At 71.8% G+C, this 17,939-nt stretch carries 13 protein-coding genes and 1 riboswitch; of the genes, 4 read left to right on the forward strand and 9 right to left on the reverse strand.

The window, feature by feature from the left end; genetic code table 11:
- The first annotated feature begins 41 nt into the window (after positions 1-41).
- Both ACZ561_RS25490 and ACZ561_RS25495 read left to right on the forward strand, forming a co-directional pair.
- Complete coding sequence (locus ACZ561_RS25490; protein WP_470999153.1) at positions 42-1,415, forward strand: NAD(P)-binding domain-containing protein; 1,374 nt, start codon at positions 42-44, stop codon at positions 1,413-1,415.
- Positions 1,412-2,674 (forward strand): MFS transporter, encoded by a 1,263-nt coding sequence (locus ACZ561_RS25495; protein ID WP_470999155.1) that lies wholly within the window; start codon positions 1,412-1,414, stop codon positions 2,672-2,674. The genes ACZ561_RS25490 and ACZ561_RS25495 overlap by 4 nt, the downstream gene beginning before the upstream one ends.
- 70 nt (positions 2,675-2,744) lie before the next feature.
- Here the strand turns inward: ACZ561_RS25495 and ACZ561_RS25500 are convergent, their stop codons facing one another.
- From ACZ561_RS25500 to ACZ561_RS25515, 4 genes are all read right to left on the reverse strand, one after another.
- The gene (locus ACZ561_RS25500) at positions 2,745-3,392 is read right to left on the reverse strand and encodes a thymidine kinase (protein ID WP_376441510.1); all 648 of its coding nucleotides are present in this window, start codon (positions 3,390-3,392) and stop codon (positions 2,745-2,747) included.
- Positions 3,393-3,559: 167 nt separating this feature from the next.
- The gene (locus ACZ561_RS25505) at positions 3,560-4,765 is read right to left on the reverse strand and encodes an alkaline phosphatase family protein (RefSeq protein ID WP_470999157.1); all 1,206 of its coding nucleotides are present in this window, start codon (positions 4,763-4,765) and stop codon (positions 3,560-3,562) included.
- Positions 4,765-5,349, reverse strand: a complete 585-nt coding sequence (locus tag ACZ561_RS25510) for a DUF5998 family protein (protein WP_329115009.1) — start codon at positions 5,347-5,349, stop codon at positions 4,765-4,767. The genes ACZ561_RS25505 and ACZ561_RS25510 overlap by 1 nt, the downstream gene beginning before the upstream one ends.
- 68 nt (positions 5,350-5,417) lie before the next feature.
- Positions 5,418-8,819, reverse strand: coding sequence for a bifunctional acetate--CoA ligase family protein/GNAT family N-acetyltransferase (locus ACZ561_RS25515; protein WP_470999159.1), 3,402 nt, complete (start codon positions 8,817-8,819; stop codon positions 5,418-5,420).
- A 176-nt stretch (positions 8,820-8,995) separates the two neighbouring features.
- Between ACZ561_RS25515 and ACZ561_RS25520 the strand changes: the two genes are divergently transcribed.
- Positions 8,996-9,277, forward strand: a complete 282-nt coding sequence (locus tag ACZ561_RS25520) for an HPr family phosphocarrier protein (RefSeq protein WP_099889105.1) — start codon at positions 8,996-8,998, stop codon at positions 9,275-9,277.
- Positions 9,278-9,424: 147 nt separating this feature from the next.
- Here the strand turns inward: ACZ561_RS25520 and ACZ561_RS25525 are convergent, their stop codons facing one another.
- The 4 genes from ACZ561_RS25525 to ACZ561_RS25540 all read right to left on the reverse strand — a co-directional run bounded on the left by ACZ561_RS25525 (position 9,425) and on the right by ACZ561_RS25540 (position 14,175).
- Positions 9,425-10,108: a GntR family transcriptional regulator gene (locus ACZ561_RS25525; RefSeq protein WP_470999162.1), complete on the reverse strand. Its 684-nt coding sequence runs from the start codon at positions 10,106-10,108 to the stop codon at positions 9,425-9,427.
- 161 nt (positions 10,109-10,269) lie between these two features.
- A complete protein-coding gene (locus tag ACZ561_RS25530) occupies positions 10,270-11,052 on the reverse strand; it encodes a M23 family metallopeptidase (protein ID WP_470999164.1) in 783 nt (260 codons plus the stop codon).
- Positions 11,053-11,065: 13 nt separating this feature from the next.
- A riboswitch (cyclic di-AMP (ydaO/yuaA leader) is annotated at positions 11,066-11,231 on the reverse strand.
- 203 nt (positions 11,232-11,434) lie between these two features.
- A complete protein-coding gene (locus ACZ561_RS25535) occupies positions 11,435-12,802 on the reverse strand; it encodes a M16 family metallopeptidase (RefSeq protein ID WP_470999337.1) in 1,368 nt (455 codons plus the stop codon).
- A gap of 26 nt (positions 12,803-12,828) precedes the next feature.
- Positions 12,829-14,175, reverse strand: coding sequence for a M16 family metallopeptidase (locus ACZ561_RS25540; protein ID WP_470999166.1), 1,347 nt, complete (start codon positions 14,173-14,175; stop codon positions 12,829-12,831).
- A gap of 224 nt (positions 14,176-14,399) precedes the next feature.
- On the opposite strand from ACZ561_RS25540, the gene ACZ561_RS25545 reads away from it, so the two are divergent.
- On the forward strand, positions 14,400-16,856 hold the full coding sequence (locus tag ACZ561_RS25545; protein ID WP_470999168.1) for a DNA gyrase/topoisomerase IV subunit A: 2,457 nt from the start codon (positions 14,400-14,402) through the stop codon (positions 16,854-16,856).
- On the opposite strand, the gene ACZ561_RS25550 is transcribed toward ACZ561_RS25545, so the two are convergent.
- Entirely contained in the window at positions 16,853-17,908 is a 1,056-nt protein-coding gene (locus ACZ561_RS25550) for a CobW family GTP-binding protein (protein WP_470999170.1), read from the reverse strand. The genes ACZ561_RS25545 and ACZ561_RS25550 overlap by 4 nt on opposite strands.
- Positions 17,909-17,939 lie beyond the last annotated feature (31 nt).

The following is a 17,939-nucleotide window of genomic DNA, read 5'->3' on the forward strand; positions in this document are numbered from 1 at the left end:
ACACAAGGTATCGACAAACGTCGAAACAAAGGGGACTCGTCATGAACGCCACCGCCATCGAGCAGCTGCCCGTCGTGGTCATCGGGGCCGGCCCTGCCGGGCTGGCTGCGGCCGCTCACCTGGTCGACCGGGACCTTGAGGCGCTGATCCTGGAGGCGGGCGCGCAGGCGGGTGCGGCGGTGCGCGAGTGGTCGCACGTACGGCTCTTCTCCACCTGGGGCGAGCTGACCGACCCGGCCGCCGAGAAGCTCCTCGCTCCCACCGGCTGGGTGAAGCCGGACGCGGGCACATACCCGACCGGCGGGGACTGGGCGGGCCGGTACCTGGAGCCGCTCGCCGACGTCCTCGGTGACCGTGTTCGTTTCGGCGCCCGGGTCACCGGCGTCTCCCGCGCGGGCCGCGACCGGATCGTCGACGCCGACCGCGAGACCCAGCCCTTCACCGTCCACATCGCCTACGCCGACGGGCACGAAGAGCGAATCCTCGCCCGCGCCGTCATCGACGCCTCCGGTACGTGGGCCACCCCGAGCCCGGCCGGCGGCGACGGCCTCCCCGCACTCGGCGAGCGAGCGGCAGCCGACCGGATCTCCTACCGCGTCCCCGACCTGAAGGAGCCCGCCACGCGGGCCCGATACGCGGGCAGGCGTACGGCCGTGATCGGCTCCGGCGCCTCCGCTTTCACCGCACTGGCCTCCCTCGCCGACCTCGCGAAGTCCGAGGACGGCACCGGCACGCACGCCACCTGGATCCTGCGCCGGGGCATCTCCGGCTCCACCTTCGGCGGCGGCACCGCCGACCGGCTCCCCGCCCGCGGCGCACTCGGCCTCGCGGCCAAGGCCGCCGTCGACGAGGGCCACGCCGACGCCGTCACCGGCTTCCGCACTCAGGCAATCGAGCGCGCCGGCGAGCAGCTCGTCCTGGTCTCCGAGAACGGGCACCGCCTCGACCCGGTCGACGAGGTCATCGCCCTGACCGGCTTCCGGCCCGACCTGTCCTTCCTCGACGAGCTCCGCCTCGGCCTCGACGAGCGCCTCCAGGCCCCGGTCGAGCTGGCTCCGCTCATCGACCCCAACCAGCACTCCTGCGGCACCGTCTACCCGCACGGTGTGAAGGAGCTCTCCCACCCTGAGGAGGGCGTCTACCTGGTCGGCATGAAGTCCTACGGACGGGCGCCGACCTTCCTCGCCCTCACCGGATACGAGCAGGTCCGCTCCGTCGTCGCCGCGATCGCCGGCGATCGCGAGTCCGCCGAGCGCGTCGAACTCGTCCTGCCGGAGACCGGGGTCTGCGGCGGCGCCGGCCTCTTCGACCAGCCACTGACCGACGAGGCGGCCGTCGACGGCGGCTGCTGCGCCCCCTCCCCCGCCCTCATCCAGCTCGGCACCAAGACCACGGCACCCTCCTGCGGCTCGTGACCCACCTCAACACCCGTGCGAACGGGGCCGCGACCGGAACAGGGGACCGGTCGCGGCCCCGCGCCGTCCTGCCCGCGCTGTGCCTCACCCAGATCACCAGCTGGGGAATCGTCTACTACGCCTTTCCCGTCCTCAACCCGGCGATCACCGCGGACACCGGTTGGAGCGCGGGCTCGACCACCGCGGCGTTCTCCGCCGCCCTCGTCGTCTCCGCCCTCGCCGGGATCTACGTAGGCCGCGTCCTGGACCATCGTGGCCCCCGCATCGTCATGACGGTCGGCTCCGTCCTCGGCGTCCTGAGCCTCCTGCTGGTGGCCGCAGCCCCCAACATGGCTGTCTTTCTCGTCGGATGGCTGCTCGCCGGAACGGCGATGGCCGCCACCTTCTACCAGCCCGCCTTCGCCGCACTCACTCGCTGGTGGGCGCCGGACCACGTCCGTGCACTGACGATCGTCACCCTCGCCGGCGGACTCGCCTCCACGGTCTTCGCACCCCTGACCGCGATCCTCGCCGACCACATGTCCTGGCGCGTCACTTACACGGTGCTCGCCGGCATTCTCGCGGTCCTGACCATCCCTGCCCACGCCCTCGCCCTGAAAGCACCCTGGCCACCAGCCCCCGACAGCCCCTCGCACATCACCGGCGGCAGCGGTGGAGTGGTCCGCAGCCGCGCGTTCTGGATGCTGGCCGCCACCTTCACCCTGTCCGCGTTCGCGATGTACGCCGTCGTCATCGGCCTCGTCCCCCTCCTCCTCGAACGCGGCTACACCACCACCCAAGCCGCATGGGCCCTCGGCCTCGGCGGCGCAGGACAAACACTCGGCCGGACCCTGTACGCGACCCTCGCCCGCCACCTCGGCGTCACCGCCCGCACGGTCACGCTCATCGCGCTCGGAGGCCTCACCACCGCAGCCCTCGCGACCGTGGCCGGCCCGTACGCGGTTCTCATCGCCGTATCCGTGCTCGCCGGGGTGGTTCGAGGCAACCTCACACTCCTCCAGGCCACCTCCGTCACCGACCGCTGGGGTACCGCCCAATACGGCCGACTCTCCGGACTCCTCGGCGCACCCGCCCACGTGGCAGCCGCTCTGGCACCCTTCGCCGGCGCAGTCCTCGCGGGTCCGCTCGGCGGGTACCCCGCCCTGTTCACGCTGCTCGCGGCGCTGTCACTCGTCGCCGCCGTCACAGCCCTGGGGACCCACCCGCCAAGGGTCCGACCGGATGGTGGAGGCGGTTCGTCGGCCGGACCGGGTGAGTGAGCGGATACGCGCGGCGGGGGCGCCACCGGCTCGTCACTTCCTCCCTGACAAGCAGCACACCGCCCGTCGATCAGGCGCGATTGACGGGGAGGACGTCCGGGGAGAGGGCGGCGGCGTGTGCGGAGGCCGAAGTCATACGGCGACGGTGGTGGCGTCGGCACAGGACCTCGTAGCCGACCTCTACAGGGCGGTTGACGTCGCCCACGACGACCTGTTCGCCCTCGACAACCATCTCCCCGTCGACGGTACGGGCGTTGTGGGTGGCACGTGCGCCGCACCAACACAGCGCCTCGACCTGGAGCTGCTCTATACGGTCCGCGAGTTCGATGAGGCGCTGCGAGCCCGGGAAGAGCTTCGTACGGAAGTCCGTCGTGATCCCGAAGGCGAAGACGTCCATGTCGAGGTCATCCACGATCCGGGCCAACTGGTCGATCTGCCCCGATGCCAGGAACTGGGCCTCGTCCACGATCACGTAGTCCGCTCTCCCGCCCTGGGACAGCTCACCGACCAGGTACGCGTAGAGGTCCATCGCGTCAGTCACTTCGACCGCCTCGGTGACCAGGCCCAGTCGGGAAGAGAGCTTGCCCTCGCCGGCGCGGTCCTGGCGGGTGAAGATCACCCCCTGCAGGCCGCGGGCCGAGCGGTTGTGGGTGATCTGCAGCGCCAGAGTGCTCTTCCCGCAGTCCATGGTGCCTGAGAAAAAGACCAGTTCGGACATCAGGAGGAGGTGACCTTTCGGGTCGTCGGGCGCGCAGCCTCGGTGCATGGCGGATTCCCCGGCGAGAGGGTGCTCTTTCCGCAGTCCATCGTTCCGGAGAAGAACACCGGCTCGGGCATGGCAGGTCGAGGACCTTTCACATCGTGGGGGAAGGGGTGGGCGGGTGGTCAGGAACGGACTTCGAGGAGCGGCACCAGCTGCTCCGCGGGGGTCATCGATCCGTGCATGCCGACCATCGCCGACTCGTGGGGCTCGTTGGCGGAAGCGGTGATCACGACATCGTCGTGGGCCGCCGCGACGACATCGCCGATCCGGCCGTACACGCGCTCGTCGACCTCGTCGCCGAACCAGCCGAGCGCGATGGCCTCGTCCCGGCTCGCCACCCAGAACTGCTCGCCGAGCACCTCGCGCCAGCACGTCAGCACATCGGCCTCGGCCCCCGGCACGGCGTAGACATGACGGGCGCGGCCCTCGCCGCCCAGGAGGGCGACCCCGGCGCGCAGCTCCCAGTCCTCGTCGAAGTCGATCCGGTGCTGGTCGTCGAAGGGGATGTCGACCATGCCGTGGTCGGCCGTGACATAGAGCGCCGAGCGGGACGGCAGCTGCTCGGCGAGGCGCTGGACCAGCCGGTCGACGAACATCAGCTGGCCGCGCCAGGCGTCGGAGTCGATGCCGAAGCGGTGTCCGGCCCCGTCGAGCTCGCTGTAGTACGTGTAGACCAGCGAGCGGTCGCCGCCGGCGAGCTGCTCGGCGGCGAAGTCCATCCGCTCCTCGCCGGAGAGCCGGCCGTGGAACGCTCCGCCGCTCAGCGCGATCTTGGTGAGCGGGGTGTCCTGGAAGATCGGCGAGGAGACCTGGGCGGTGTGGATGCCGGCCTCGTGGGCGAGCTGGAAGACGGTGGGGTACGGCTGCCAGACCCGCGGCGAGGTCCACGGCTTCCAGCGGAGCTGGTTCATCAGCTCGCCGGTCTCCGGGTTGCGGACGGTGTAGCCGGGCAGGCCGTGCGTGCCGGGGAACCGTCCTGTGCCGACCGAGGCGAGCGAGGTCGCGGTGGTGGCGGGAAAGCCGGCCGTGATGGGCCGTCCCGTCCCGCCGCGGGAGCCGCCGAGAAGCGAGGTGAGATACGGGGCCTCGTCCGGGTGGGCCTTGATCTGCTCCCAGCCGAGCCCGTCGATCAGGAAGACGCAGTTCCGGTCGGCCGGCGTGAGCTCGGCGATCCGGGCGTCGCAACCGGGCACGCCCTGTCCGGCGACGAGCGTCGGAAGGAGATCGCCCAGCGAGCCGGTGCCGTACTCGGGCACGGGCGCCGTGGCGAGGTCGAGCGGAACGGGGTCGTCCGGCCAGCCGGACGTGACGGCGGTGGGCTGGACCATCAGCGGGTCGCCGCGGTGGCTTCGGAGAGCGACTGGGCGAAGGCGAGGGTCTGGCGGACCGTGTCCGGGCCGTCGCCGGCGTCGCTGACGCGCAGGCTGAGGTCGTCGGCGGTGGCGTTGCCGGTGTAGCCGTGGTCGGCGTCGCAGTTCGGATCGCCGCAGGCGGCCGGCTCCAGGTCGATCCGTGAGACGGCGCCCCAGCCGATGGTGAGGACGACCTCACGGGGCAGGGTGCCGGGGGTGTAGGACTCCGGGTTGGCGACGACGCGGCTGACGACGACCGAGGAGATCCGGTCGAGCTTGACCGACTCGGTGGAGGTGGTGGCGTACGGCGTCGGGGAACTCGTGTCGGCGTTCTGCTCGTCGGTGTGGCTGACGATGAAGCGGTTGGCCGTCAGGACGAGGACCGTGACATGGCGACGGACCTCGTTGGAGTCGAATGTGGTCTCCTGGTGTACCAGGTACGACGCGATCGCCTCGCCACCGACAGCGGCCTCCACCGCCTCGGCCACGAGGGCCGGGTAGTAGCCGCTGCGCTCGATCGCCGCGCGCAGCCCCTGGGTCGTCGTACCGGTCTTCGCCATGGACTCCATCCTAATCCGTCGGGAGGGGCGCTCCGGGCCGCTCCGTGGCGGCCGCCGGGCGGGTCGGCTCAGTAGCTGGGGAGACGGCGCGGACCGAGGTCCGTGCGGGGCGGGGGCGGGGCGAGGCGGACGGTGGCGCCGAGCACGGAGAGGCCGTGCGCGGCGACGACGACGGGCTCCAGGGCGATCGCGACGACCTCGGGGTGGTCGTCGACGAGCCGGGAGACGCGCAGCAGCAGCTCCTCCAGGGCCGGGGTGTCGACGGGAGCGGAGCCGCGCCAGCCGAACAGGAGCGGGGCGGTACGGATGGACCGTACGAGTTCGGCGGCGTCCCGTTCGGTCGCCGGGACGAGCCGGTGGGACATGTCGCCGAGCAGCTCGGAGGCGGCTCCGGCCAGGCCGAAGGAGAGCACGGCGCCGACGGCCGGGTCGATGGCGGACCGCACGACGGTGTCCACGCCGCGCGGCACCATGGCCTGGACGACCGGCTGGAGCTCGGCGGGCTTGCCGAGGGCCTCGGTCAATTCCGCGTACGCGGTCCGGAGTTGTTCCTCGGTGGCCAGATCGAGCCGTACGCCTCCGAGGTCGGGGCGGTGGCGCAGGTGGGGGGCGGTCGTCTTCAGGGCGACGGGGTAGCCGAGGCGGGCGGCGGCCAGGACGGCGGCGTCGGGGGTGGGCGCGGGCAGGGTGGGCAGGACGACGATCCCGTACCTGCCGAGGAGCTCGCCCGCCGCGTCGGGGTCGAGGGTCACACCCCGGGCGGTGCTCTCCGCTCCCTCCGGCGTCTCTTCACCGAGCGCCCGCTCGATCTGCGTGGCGGCCCCGCCCTCGTCGATGTCCTCGAACTCGGGCACCCGCCCCGGCTCGGCGGCCTGCCGCCGCCACTCCCCGTACCGCACGGCCTCGGCCAACGCCCGCACCGCCCGCTCGGCGGCGGGATAGGCGGGGATGGCCCCGGGACGCGGCGCGTCGTCACCACCGGGGGCATCGACCTCACCGGCGCCCCGTCCGGCCACGGGGCGGGAGGGGCCACCGACGGCGGGTGCCGGGGCGGCGGTCCCTGGCCTGGCGGCGGAAGCGGACGGGCCACCGACTGCGGGTGCCGATGTGGCGATCCCGGGTCCGGCGGTCTCGGGTCGGCCGGCGGTGCCGGACCGGTCGGCGGGAGCGCCGCCGTACCCGGGCGTGCCCGTCGGTACGGCGCCGGGCGGGGGCGTCGGTGTCGCGCCGGGCGGGGGCGTCGGTGTCGCGCCGGGCGCGGGCGTCGGTGTCGCGCCGGGCGTGCCCGTCGGTACGGCGCCGGGCGGGGGCGTCGGTGTCGCGCCGGGCGCGGGCGGGCGGTCGGCCGGAGCGCCGTCGGCGGGTGTCGGCGTGGTGGTGGGCGCCGGCGAGGCGGTGGTCGGGGGGCGCTCGGGCACGCCGCTTCCTGCCCACGGCGTCGAAGGCGCAGTCGCAGTCGGCGCGGGTGCCCGCCCTCCCGCCGACGGGCCGTGCGCGGCACCTCGCTCGGCGGTGGAATCCGCCGGCGGCGGGGCCGTACCTGCCGGGGAGCCGGCGGCCCCCGTCGCGCCCCTCCGGGGGGCCGGTCGGGTGCTGGTCGCCACGGCGAGGGCTTCCGCGAGGCCGCCCATCTCCACGTGGACCACGACCACCGGCTTCGCGAGGGCCGGGGCCGAGGCGACCGCGTCGCGGAGGGAGGCCGCGAGGACCTCGCCGTCGCCCGACTCGACGGCGCCGTTCTCGCCGACCCACGGGATCGCGGTCACGACGACCGCGTCACAGGCGTCGTCCACGAGCGCCGCAGCCAGCGCGTCGCGGAAGTCGGCCGGGGTCGCCGCCGTCGTCAGGTCGATCGGGCGCTGCGGACGCAGTCCCTCCGTCAGACAGGCGTCGTACGTCAGCAGCCCGAGCGACTCGGAGTTGCCGAGGATCGCGACCCGGGGCCCGGTCGGCAACGGCTGGCCCGCGAGCAGCAGGCCCGCGTCGACGAGTTCGGTGACCGTGTCGACGCGGATGACCCCGGCCTGCCGGAGCAGCGCGGAGACGGTGGCGTGCCCGATACGGGTGACCGGTACCCGGTGTCCCGGCGGCGCGCTCCCGCTGTGCCGGGCGCCCTTGACCACCACCACCGGTTTGACCGCCGCCGTCCGCCGGGCCAGCCGGGTGAACTTCCGGGGGTTCCCGATCGATTCCAGGTACAGCAGGACGACATCGGTCGCGGGGTCGTCGTACCAGTGCTGGAGGAAGTCGTTGCCCGAGACGTCCGCCCGGTTGCCCGCGGAGATGAAGGAGGAGAGACCGGCGCCGCGCCGGTGGAGTCCGGCGAGCAGTGCGATGCCGATCGCGCCGGACTGGGTGAAGAGCCCGATCCGCCCGGCGGCCGGCATCTGCGGCGCGAGCGAGGCGTTCAGCCGGACGTCGGTCGAGGTGTTGATGATCCCGAACGCGTTGGGACCGATGATCCGCATCCCGTACGAACGGGCCTGCCGCACCAGTTCCCGCTGCCGCTCCCGCCCTTCGGGCCCGCTCTCCGCGTACCCCGCCGAGAGCACGACCAGGCCCTGCACCCCGTGCTCGCCGCAGTCGGCGACCGCCTCCGGCACCCGCTCGGCGGGCACGGCGACGATCGCCAGGTCGACCGGTTCGCCGATGTCCCCGACGGAGCGGAAGGCCGGCACCCCGTCGAGCGTGCCCCCGTCCCCGAGGGCGCGGTTGACGGCGTACGTACGGCCGGTGAACCCGGAGTCCAGCAGGTTGCGCAGGACCGTCCGGCCCACCCCGCCCGGCGCGCGTCCGGCGCCGATGACGGCGACCGAGCCGGGGGCGAGGAGGCGCTGCACGGATCGCGCCTCGGCCCGCTGCTCCCGCGCGCGCTGCACGGCGAGCGAGCGGTCGGTGGGCTCCAGGTCGAGGTGCAGCCGTACGGAGCCGTCCTCGAAGCTGCGCTTCTGGGTGTATCCGGCGTCGGTGAAGACCTTGATCATCTTCGAGTTGGCAGGCAGCACCTCCGCCGCGAACCGTCGGATGTCCCGCTCCCGCGCCACCGCCGCGATGTGTTCGAGCAGCGCGGAGGCCACACCCCGCCCCTGGTGCGCGTCCTGGACCAGGAAGGCGACCTCGGCCTCGTCGGCGGGGGCGCTGGCCGGCAGCCCCCGCTCGTTGATGCGGTCGTACCGAACGGTGGCGATGAACTCCCCGCCGACGGTCGCCGCGAGACCGACCCTGTCGACGAAGTCGTGATGGGTGAAGCGGTGCACGTCCTTGGCGGAGAGCCGCGGGTAGGGCGCGAAGAAGCGGTAGTACTTCGACTCGTCCGAGACCTGCTCGTAGAAGCTGACCAGCCGGTCGGCGTCGTCGACGGTGATGGGCCTGATGCGCGCGGTGCCGCCGTCACGGAGGACCACATCCGCTTCCCAGTGGTCGGGGTAGGCGTGTTCCGGTTGTTCCGGCTGTTCCGACGCGCTCTGCATGGGGCAAGCGTACGGCCGGGGTACGTCAGTGGCACCGGTCGCGCGGCGTCTGTGTGCCATGCAAGGTAGGAGCACCGAAACGGCCCTGGGACAGGGTCCGAAGGTCGGCTTCGAGCATCCCGCCACCCGTGAGAGACTGGTCTAGACAACCCGCTTGAGACTTGAAGGGCAACACCATGGCTGAGCGCCGCGTCAACGTCGGCTGGGCCGAGGGCCTGCACGCCCGCCCCGCCTCCATCTTCGTCCGTGCCACCACGGCCTCCGGCGTCCCCGTGACGATCGCCAAGGCCGATGGCAACCCGGTGAACGCCGCGTCGATGCTCGCGGTGCTCGGTCTGGGCGCGCAGGGCGGCGAGGAGATCGTGCTCGCTTCGGACGCCGATGGCGCCGAGGCCGCTCTGGACCGTCTGGCGAAGCTGGTTGCCGAGGGCCTCGACGAGCTCCCCGAGACCGTCTGACTTAATTCCGATGGAGCCGCACACGCCGAAATGAAGGCGAGTGCGGCTCCATTGTTTTCCCTGCCGACCCGACCACCGAATTTCTGGAATCCCGGGCAGCACGAAGAAAGCCCCGAGAATTCCTATTCTTTGTATACGGCCCGCGTGTTAATTCTGGGCGCTCGCGGTGTTTACGACGTGTTGCGAAGCCCTCACACGTCCGCGCTCCTGGCGCTTCAACCGGTGCTGCGCCAGCGAGCGCTCGGCGTGCAGCGCGGTCAGGGTGCGGGCCCGTTCGGCGTCGCCGCGCGCCACGGCGTCGACGATCGCCCCGTGCTCGGCCCACGCCTCGACGGGCTGGGCGGCGGGCTCGACCGCGTACATCCAGGCGATCTTGTGCCGCAGCTGGGTGAGCAGCGCCGTGAGCGCCGGACTGCCGGAGGCCTGTGCCAGCGTCTCGTGGAACCAGCTGCCGAGCGAGCGCAGATCTTCACCCTGGCCGCGCCTGGCCCGCTCCTGCCCCAGCCTGACCAGGCCCCGCAGCACCTTGAGATGGGCGTCGGTGCGGCGCTGCGCGGCGCGGGCGGCACCCAGCGGCTCGAGCAGTGACCGGACGTCCAGAAGATCCGCCGCCTCCTGCTCGGTGGGTTCGGCGACATGGGCGCCCGCGTGCCGGCGGCTGATCACGAAGCCCTCGGACTCCAGGGTGCGCAGCGCCTCGCGGACGGGGACGCGGGAGACCCCGTAGCGGCGGGCCAACTGCTCCTCGGTCAGCCGGCTGCCGCACGGGAGGACCCCGGAAACGATGTCGTCCCGAATCGCCGTGCATACCGACTGCGCGGGAATGCGCATCTTCGACCTCCGCCTTGATCCGCGCGAAACCGGTTCGTCGGCGACTCTATTGCAGCGGGACGGAATTTCCGAAGGCGATCCGGGAACATGGATATCTTTTGGCCAGCGAAAAGCCCCGGCTCAGGACGAGCCGGGGCTTTTCTGACGCTGTTCCGTGGCCGTCAGACGTTCACGCCGCGGGCGCGCAGATACGCGACCGGGTTGATGTCGGAGCCGTACTCGGCGGTGGTGCGCGCCTCGAAGTGGAGGTGCGGGCCGGTCGAGTTGCCGGTCGAGCCCGAGAGGCCTATCCGCTGGCCCGGGGTGACGGTCTGGCCGACCGAGACACTGATGGACGACAGGTGACCGTACTGGGTGTACGTGCCGTCGTTCATCCGGATGACGATGTTGTTGCCGTACGCGCCGCCCCAGCCGGCCTCGACGACGGTGCCGGAGCCGACGGAGACGACCCGGCTGCCGGAGGCGGCCCGGAAGTCGACGCCGGAGTGGCTGCCGGAGGACCAGAGCGCGCCACCGGCCTGGTAGCTGGTGGTCACGTACGAACCGGCGACGGGGAGCTGGAAGGAGTTCAGACGCTTGCGCTCGGCCTCGCGGGCGGCGCGCTCCTTGGCCTCGCGGATCTCCTTGGCGCGGGCCTCGGCCTTGCGCTTCGCCTCCGCCTTCGCCCGGGCCTCGGCCTTGGCCCGCTCGACGGCCTCGGCGGCCTCGCGCTCCTGGGCGGCGGCCTGGGCGTCGATCGTGGCCGCGAGGGTGTCGGCGGCGACGATCTGGGTCAGGCCGGTGTCCTCGAAGGAGGGGGCGTCCGCGTCGGCGGCGAGCGCCGGCGAGGCGAGGGTTCCGATGACGCCGGTGGTGGCGATGGTCGCGACGCCGGCGATGCCCGCGCTGCGGCGCGCCAGACGGCTCGGACCACGATGCTTCCCGGTGGCACGGGTGAACGCCATGTAGTGGCTGATCCTTTCCTTCCTTCTCGCCTACCGGGTTAGCTGACGGGTTCGGAGCAGGAAGGTCTCCTACGGGCCCCTCCGCACGGGTGCGAAGGCGTCCGATTCACCCCAGGGACTTCGTGTGGGTCCCCGGCTCCCCAGGCTCGCGCCTGACGGGGACTCGGCGATGACTGTCCGATGCCACGGGCTCGCGGCGGGTGCAACTGGCGAACAGCCGGACCGACGCTAAGCGGACTGTCTTTCAATCAGCAAACAGACACGCCCGTTTGTAAGACATGCCACAGGGCATACGCCCACCCATTCCCTCAATACGGACAAAGGGGAGGACCCCGCCATACCGTGATAACGGGGTCCTCGAAGTGGCGCGGGGTTGCCTCAATCAGCCGGTGACGACGGTCACTTCGCCGATGCCGAGGGCACGCACCGGCTCCTCGATCTGCGCCGCGTCACCGACGAGCACGGTGACAAGACGGTCCACCGGGAAGGCGTTCACGACCGCCGCGGTCGCCTCCACCGTGCCGGTCTCGGCCAGGCGGGCGTACAACTGCGCCTGGAAATCGTCCGGAAGGTGCTGCTCGACCTGGTCGGCGAGCGTCCCGGCGACGGAGGCGGCCGTCTCGTACTTCAGCGGCGCCACCCCCACCAGGTTCTGCACGGCCACATCGCGCTCGGCGTCCGTCAGCCCCCCGGCGGCGAGGGTGCGCAGCACCTTCCACAGGTCGTCAAGTGCCGGTCCGGTGTTGGGGGTGTCGACGGAGCCGCTGATGGCGAGCATCGAGGCGCCGTGGCCCTCACCGTCGGACCGCAGCACCTGGCCGAAGGCACGGACGCCGTACGTGTAGCCCTTCTCCTCGCGCAGGACGCGGTCCAGGCGGGAGGTGAGGGTGCCACCGAGGCAGTACGTGCCGAGGACCTGGGCCGGCCAGACACGGTCGTGCCGGTCGGCGCCGACGCGGCCGATGAGCAGCTGGGTCTGGACGGCGCCCGGCCGGTCGACGATGACCACCCGGCCGGTGTCGTCGGCCGTGATCGGAGGCATGGGGCGCGGCTCGGCCGTGTTCCCCGTCCACGCGCCCAGCGACTCGGCGAGGACCTTGTCCAGGTCCACGTCGGTCAGGTCGCCGACGACGACGGCCGTGGCCGTGGAGGGCCGCATGTATGCCTCGAAGAAGGCACGGACGGCCGCGGCGTCGATCGCCGCCACCGTCTCCTCGGTGCCCTGGCGCGGCCGCGACATGCGCGACGTGGCCGGGAACAGCTCCTTGGAGAGCTGCTTGGCCGCCCGGCGGGCCGGGTTGGCCGTCTCGTGCGGGATCTCGTCGAGCCGGTTGCGCACCAGGCGCTCGACCTCGGTGTCGAGGAAGGCCGGCGCGATCAGCGCTTCGGCGAGCAGGCCGAGCGCCTTCGGCAGCCGGGAGACGGGGACCTCCAGGGAGACCCGTACGCCCGGGTGGTCGGCGTGCGCGTCGAGCGTGGCGCCGCAGCGCTCCAGCTCGGCGGCGAACTCCTCGGCGGAGTGCTTGTCCGTGCCCTCGGAGAGGGCGCGGGCCATGATCGTGGCCACGCCGTCCAGGCCCTCGGGCTCGGCGTCCAGCGGGGCGTCGAGGAAGATCTCGACGGCCACCACCTGCTGGCCGGGGCGGTGGCAGCGCAGCACCGTCAGGCCGTTGTCCAGCGCTCCGCGGTCCGGTGCCGGGAAGGCCCAGGGCTTGGCGGTGCCCGGCTCCGGCTGCGGGTGGAACGTCATGCTCGTCAAAGACGCGGCAGCGTCGGTCACTGGTCCGCTCCCTCTTCCTCGTCGCTGTCGCTCTGTTCGGTACCGGTCGGCTCGTAGACGAGCACCGCGCGGTTGTCCGGGCGCAGCCGGGCCTTGGCAACCGCCTGCACCTCCTCCGCGGTGACGTCCAGGACCCGGTGCACGGCGGTGAGGGCGAGCTGCGGGTCGCCGAACAGGACCGCGAAGCGGCACAGTTCGTCGGCCCGGCCCGCGACCGTGCCGAGCCGGTCCAGCCACTCGCGCTCCAACTGGGCCTGGGCGCGCTCCATCTCCTCGGGCGTCGGGCCCTCGGCGGCGAACCGGGCCAGCTCCTCGTCGACGGCGGTCTCGATCTCGGGCACCTCGACACCGCCGGACGTCTTGACGTCCAGCCAGCCCAGCGACGGCGCGCCGGCCAGCCGGAGCAGGCCGAAGCCGGCCGCCACCGCCGTGCGGTCGCGGCGGACCAGGCGGTTGTGGAGCCGCGAGGACTCGCCGCCACCGAGGACGGTCAGGGCCAGGTCGGCGGCGTCGCACTCGCGCGTGCCGTCGTGCGGGAGCCGGTAGGCGGCCATCAGCGCGCGGGCCGGGACCTCCTCCTCGACGACCTCGCGCAGCTGCTCGCCGATGGTGTCCGGCAGGGTGCCGTCGCGCGGCGGCAGCTTGCCGTCGTGGGACGGGATCGAGCCGAAGTACTTCTCGATCCAGGCCAGGGTCTGCGCGGGGTCGATGTCGCCGACGACCGAGAGCACCGCGTTGTTCGGCGCGTAGTACGTGCGGAAGAAGGACCGCGCGTCCTCGAGGGTGGCCGCGTCCAGGTCGGCCATGGAGCCGATCGGCGTGTGGTGGTACGGGTGGCCCTCGGGGTACGCGAGGGCGGTGAGCTTCTCGAAGGCCGTGCCGTAGGGCACGTTGTCGTACCGCTGGCGGCGCTCGTTCTTGACGACGTCCCGCTGGTTCTCCATGGACTCGTCGTCCAGGGCCGCGAGCAGCGAGCCCATGCGGTCCGCCTCCAGCCAGAGCGCCAGCTCCAGCTGGTGGGTGGGCATGGTCTCGAAGTAGTTGGTGCGCTCGAAGCTCGTCGTGCCGTTGAGCGAGCCGCCCGCGCCCTGCACCAGCTCGAAGTGGCCGTTGCCGTGGACCTGCTTCGAGCCCTGGAACATCAGGTGCTCGAAGAGGTGGGCGAGGCCGGTACGGCCCGCGACCTCGTGGCGCGAGCCGACGTCGTACCAGAGGCAGACCGCGGCGACCGGGGTCAGGTGGTCCTCGGAGAGCACCACCCGCAGGCCGTTGGCCAGCCGGTGCTCGGTCGCTGTCAGGCCGCCGGAGCCGGCCTCTGCCGTGGCCGTGTGACCCATGGGCATGTACGTCCCTTCGATCGCGATATGGAAAAGTCCTGCCACCCTATGCAAGCGCACTGACACCTGGCGAAGTTCCCGCAGGTTCGAGGCGTCCCTCTTCCGGGTCGCAGGGGCGTCGCGGACGGCTGACGGCGGGCCGTACCCGGGTCGCGGTCGGCGTTGTCGGTGGGACGGTCCACAATGGTCCGCGTCAGATCAACCTTGTTGGTGAAGGAGCCGCAGCCGCGATGGCCCGCCGCAGCACGAAGACACCGCCGCCGGAAGACGCGTTCGAGGAGAGGATCCTCGACATCGACGTCGTCGACGAGATGCAGGGCTCCTTCCTCGAGTACGCGTACTCGGTGATCTACTCCCGCGCGCTGCCCGACGCCCGGGACGGCATGAAGCCGGTGCAGCGCCGCATCGTCTACCAGATGAACGAGATGGGCCTGCGCCCCGACCGCGGCTATGTGAAGTGCGCGCGCGTCGTCGGCGAGGTCATGGGCAAGCTGCACCCCCACGGCGACGCGTCGATCTACGACGCGATGGTCCGCATGGCGCAGCCCTTCTCCATGCGGCTCCCCCTCGTCGACGGCCACGGCAACTTCGGCTCCCTGGGCAACGACGACCCGCCGGCCGCCATGCGGTACACCGAGTCGAAGATGGCCGCCGCGGCGCTGATGATGACCGAGTCGATCGACGAGGACACCGTCGACTTCTCGCCGAACTACGACGGCCAGGAGCGGGAGCCCGTCGCGCTCCCCGCGGCCTACCCGAACCTGCTGGTCAACGGCGCGTCCGGAATCGCCGTCGGCATGGCGACGAACATGCCGCCGCACAACCTGGGCGAGGTCATCGCGGCCGCCCGGCACCTGATCCGGCACCCGAACGCGGACCTCGAGGCGCTGATGCGCTTCGTGCCCGGCCCCGACCTCCCCACGGGCGGCCGGATCGTCGGCCTGTCCGGCATCAAGGACGCGTACGAGAACGGCCGAGGCACGTTCAAGATCCGCGCCACGACGACGGTGGAGACCGTGACGGCCCGCCGCAAGGGCATCGTCGTCACCGAGCTGCCCTTCACGGTCGGCCCGGAGAAGGTCATCTCCAAGATCAAGGATCTGGTCGGCTCCAAGAAGCTGCAGGGCATCGCTGACGTCAAGGACCTCACGGACCGTGCCCACGGTCTGCGCCTGGTCATCGAGGTCAAGAACGGCTTCGTGCCGGAGGCGGTCCTGGAGCAGCTCTACAAGCTGACGCCGATGGAGGAGTCCTTCGGCATCAACAACGTGGCGCTGGTCGACGGCCAGCCGCTCACGCTTGGCCTCAAGGAGCTCCTCGAGGTCTATCTCGACCACCGCTTCGACGTGGTGCGCCGCCGCTCCGAGTTCCGCCGCAGCAAGAAGCGCGACCGGCTGCACCTGGTCGAGGGTCTGCTCGTCGCGCTGCTCGACATCGACGAGGTCATCCGCCTCATCCGCTCCAGCGAGAACTCGGCGCAGGCCAAGGAGCGCCTGATCGAGCGCTTCTCGCTGAGCGAGGTCCAGACGCAGTACATCCTGGACACCCCCCTGCGCCGGCTCACCAAGTTCGACCGGATCGAGCTGGAGACCGAGCGCGACCGGCTCAACGGCGAGATCGACGAGCTGACCGGAATCCTGGATTCCGACAACGAGCTGCGCAAGCTGGTCTCGGCCGAACTGGCCGCGGTGGCGAAGAAGTTCGGCACCGACCGGCGTACGGTCCTGCTGGAGTCGGCGGGCGCGCCGGTCGCCGCCGCTTCCCTCGAGGTCGCGGACGACCCCTGCCGGGTCCTGCTGTCCTCGACGGGCCTCCTGGCCCGTACGGCGACGGAGGAGATCCCGGCCGCCGCGGAGGGCAAGCGTGCCAAGCACGACGTGATCGTCTCCGTGGTTCCGGCGACGCAGCGCGGCGACGTCGGCGCGGTGACCTCCGCCGGACGGCTGCTGCGGATCGCGGTGATCGACCTGCCGCAGCTGCCGAACACGGCCGCCGCGCCGAACCTGGCGGGCGGGGCGCCGCTGGCGGAGTTCCTCACGCTGGAGGACGACGAGACGGTGGTCTGTCTGACCACGCTCGACGAGTCCTCGCCGGGCCTTGCGCTCGGCACCCTGCAGGGCGTCGTGAAGCGCGTGGTGCCGGACTATCCGACGAACAAGGACGAGTTGGAGGTCATCACCCTCAAGGACGGTGACCGGATCGTCGGCGCGACCGAGCTGCGCACGGGCGAGGAGGACCTGGTCTTCATCACGTCCGACGCCCAGCTCCTGCGCTACCAGGCGTCGCAGGTGCGGCCCCAGGGTCGCCCCGCGGGCGGCATGGCGGGCATCAAGCTGACCGCGGGCGCCGAGGTGATCTCGTTCACGGCGGTGGACCCGGCGGCGGACGGGGTGGTGTTCACGGTCGCGGGTTCCACGGGCACGCTGGACGACTCGGCCGGTACGTCGGCGAAGCTGACGCCGTTCGACCAGTACCCCCGCAAGGGCCGCGCGACGGGCGGCGTGCGCTGCCAGCGCTTCCTGAAGGGCGAGGACGTGCTCATCCTCGCCTGGGCGGGCGCGACCCCGGCGTTCGCCGCTCAGAAGACCGGTGCCCCGGTGGATCTCCCCGAGATCGACCCACGCCGTGACGGCTCGGGCACCCCGCTGCCGAAGCCGGTCGCGGTCCTGGCGGGCCCGGCGAGCTAGAGCTCCGGAGCAGCCGTCTCGTCCGGCTGCTGTACGTACCGCAGGACGCCCCACATGCTGTGCTCGTCGGGGGCGTCCTGCGGGCCGTTCACGCGGCAGCCGTCGAGCTCCTTGCGCAGGGCCTCGCCGTCGACGCCCGAGCCGATGACGACGAGCTGGGTGAGCCGTTCCTGGCCGGCCGTCCAGGGCTCGGGGTAGAAGCGCAGGAACCTGCCGACGGCGTGCACGGAGTAGCGGTTGTCGGGATCGGCGGCGCCGAAGTCGACAAATCCCTTGATGCGGTAGAGACCCTCCGGGCGGGAGTCCAGGAACTCCATGAGCCTGCGCGGGTGCAGTGCGGTCTCCGAGGCCAGGGAGAGGGTCTCGTAGACGGCGTGCGGATGGTCGTGGGCGTCTTCGGGATCCCCGTAGAGCAGGTCCTCGATGGACATCTGCCCTTCGATCTCCCCGTCGGGCACCACCCGGTCGAAGAGAAGCTCGGGGTCGACACGTCCGTGCGCGGCACGGACCACCGCGGCGGGTGCGGCGAGCCCGCTGACGGCGGCGTGGACGGCGTCAAGCTCCCGCTCCCCCACCCGGTCGGCCTTGTTGACCACGACGAGGTCGGCGAGGGCGAGATGCCGGTCCGTCTCGGGGTGCCGCGCACGCGTGGCGGAGAACTCGGCGGCGTCGACGACCTGCACGAGCCCGCCGTACACGATCCGCTCGTTCTCGCTGGCGAGCACCATCCGCACGAGCTCCTGGGGCTCCGCGAGCCCGCTCGCCTCGATCACGATCACATCGAGGCGCAGCTCGGGCCTGGTGAGCACCTCCAGGTACTCGTCCAGCTCACTGACGTCGACGGCGCAGCACAGGCATCCGTTGCCGAGCGAGACGGTGGACCCGACCTGCCCGGCGACGGTCATGGCGTCGATCCCGATGTCACCGAAGTCGTTGACCATGACCCCGATCCGGGTGCCTCGGGCGCTGCGCAGCAGATGGTTGAGCAGCGTCGTCTTCCCCGATCCGAGAAACCCGGAGAGGACGACGACAGGGATCTGCTGCTTGCTCAAGGAAACCCCTCCGACGACTCGACACACACCA

This window comes from Streptomyces sp. NPDC039609, assembly GCF_055596705.1.

Bases quoted from the DNA above. Each gene is read 5' to 3' on its own strand.
- ACZ561_RS25500 (WP_376441510.1), bottom strand. From the start codon at position 3,392: ATGTCCGAACTGGTCTTTTTCTCAGGCACCATGGACTGCGGGAAGAGC.
- ACZ561_RS25540 (WP_470999166.1), bottom strand. From the start codon at position 14,175: ATGCCCATGGGTCACACGGCCACGGCAGAGGCCGGCTCCGGCGGCCTG.
- ACZ561_RS25525 (WP_470999162.1), bottom strand. From the start codon at position 10,108: ATGCGCATTCCCGCGCAGTCGGTATGCACGGCGATTCGGGACGACATC.
- ACZ561_RS25490 (WP_470999153.1), top strand. From the start codon at position 42: ATGAACGCCACCGCCATCGAGCAGCTGCCCGTCGTGGTCATCGGGGCC.
- ACZ561_RS25520 (WP_099889105.1), top strand. From the start codon at position 8,996: ATGGCTGAGCGCCGCGTCAACGTCGGCTGGGCCGAGGGCCTGCACGCC.
- ACZ561_RS25510 (WP_329115009.1), bottom strand. From the start codon at position 5,349: ATGGCGAAGACCGGTACGACGACCCAGGGGCTGCGCGCGGCGATCGAG.
- ACZ561_RS25535 (WP_470999337.1), bottom strand. From the start codon at position 12,802: ATGACGTTCCACCCGCAGCCGGAGCCGGGCACCGCCAAGCCCTGGGCC.
- ACZ561_RS25515 (WP_470999159.1), bottom strand. From the start codon at position 8,819: ATGCAGAGCGCGTCGGAACAGCCGGAACAACCGGAACACGCCTACCCC.
- ACZ561_RS25530 (WP_470999164.1), bottom strand. From the start codon at position 11,052: ATGGCGTTCACCCGTGCCACCGGGAAGCATCGTGGTCCGAGCCGTCTG.
- ACZ561_RS25505 (WP_470999157.1), bottom strand. From the start codon at position 4,765: ATGGTCCAGCCCACCGCCGTCACGTCCGGCTGGCCGGACGACCCCGTT.
- ACZ561_RS25545 (WP_470999168.1), top strand. From the start codon at position 14,400: ATGGCCCGCCGCAGCACGAAGACACCGCCGCCGGAAGACGCGTTCGAG.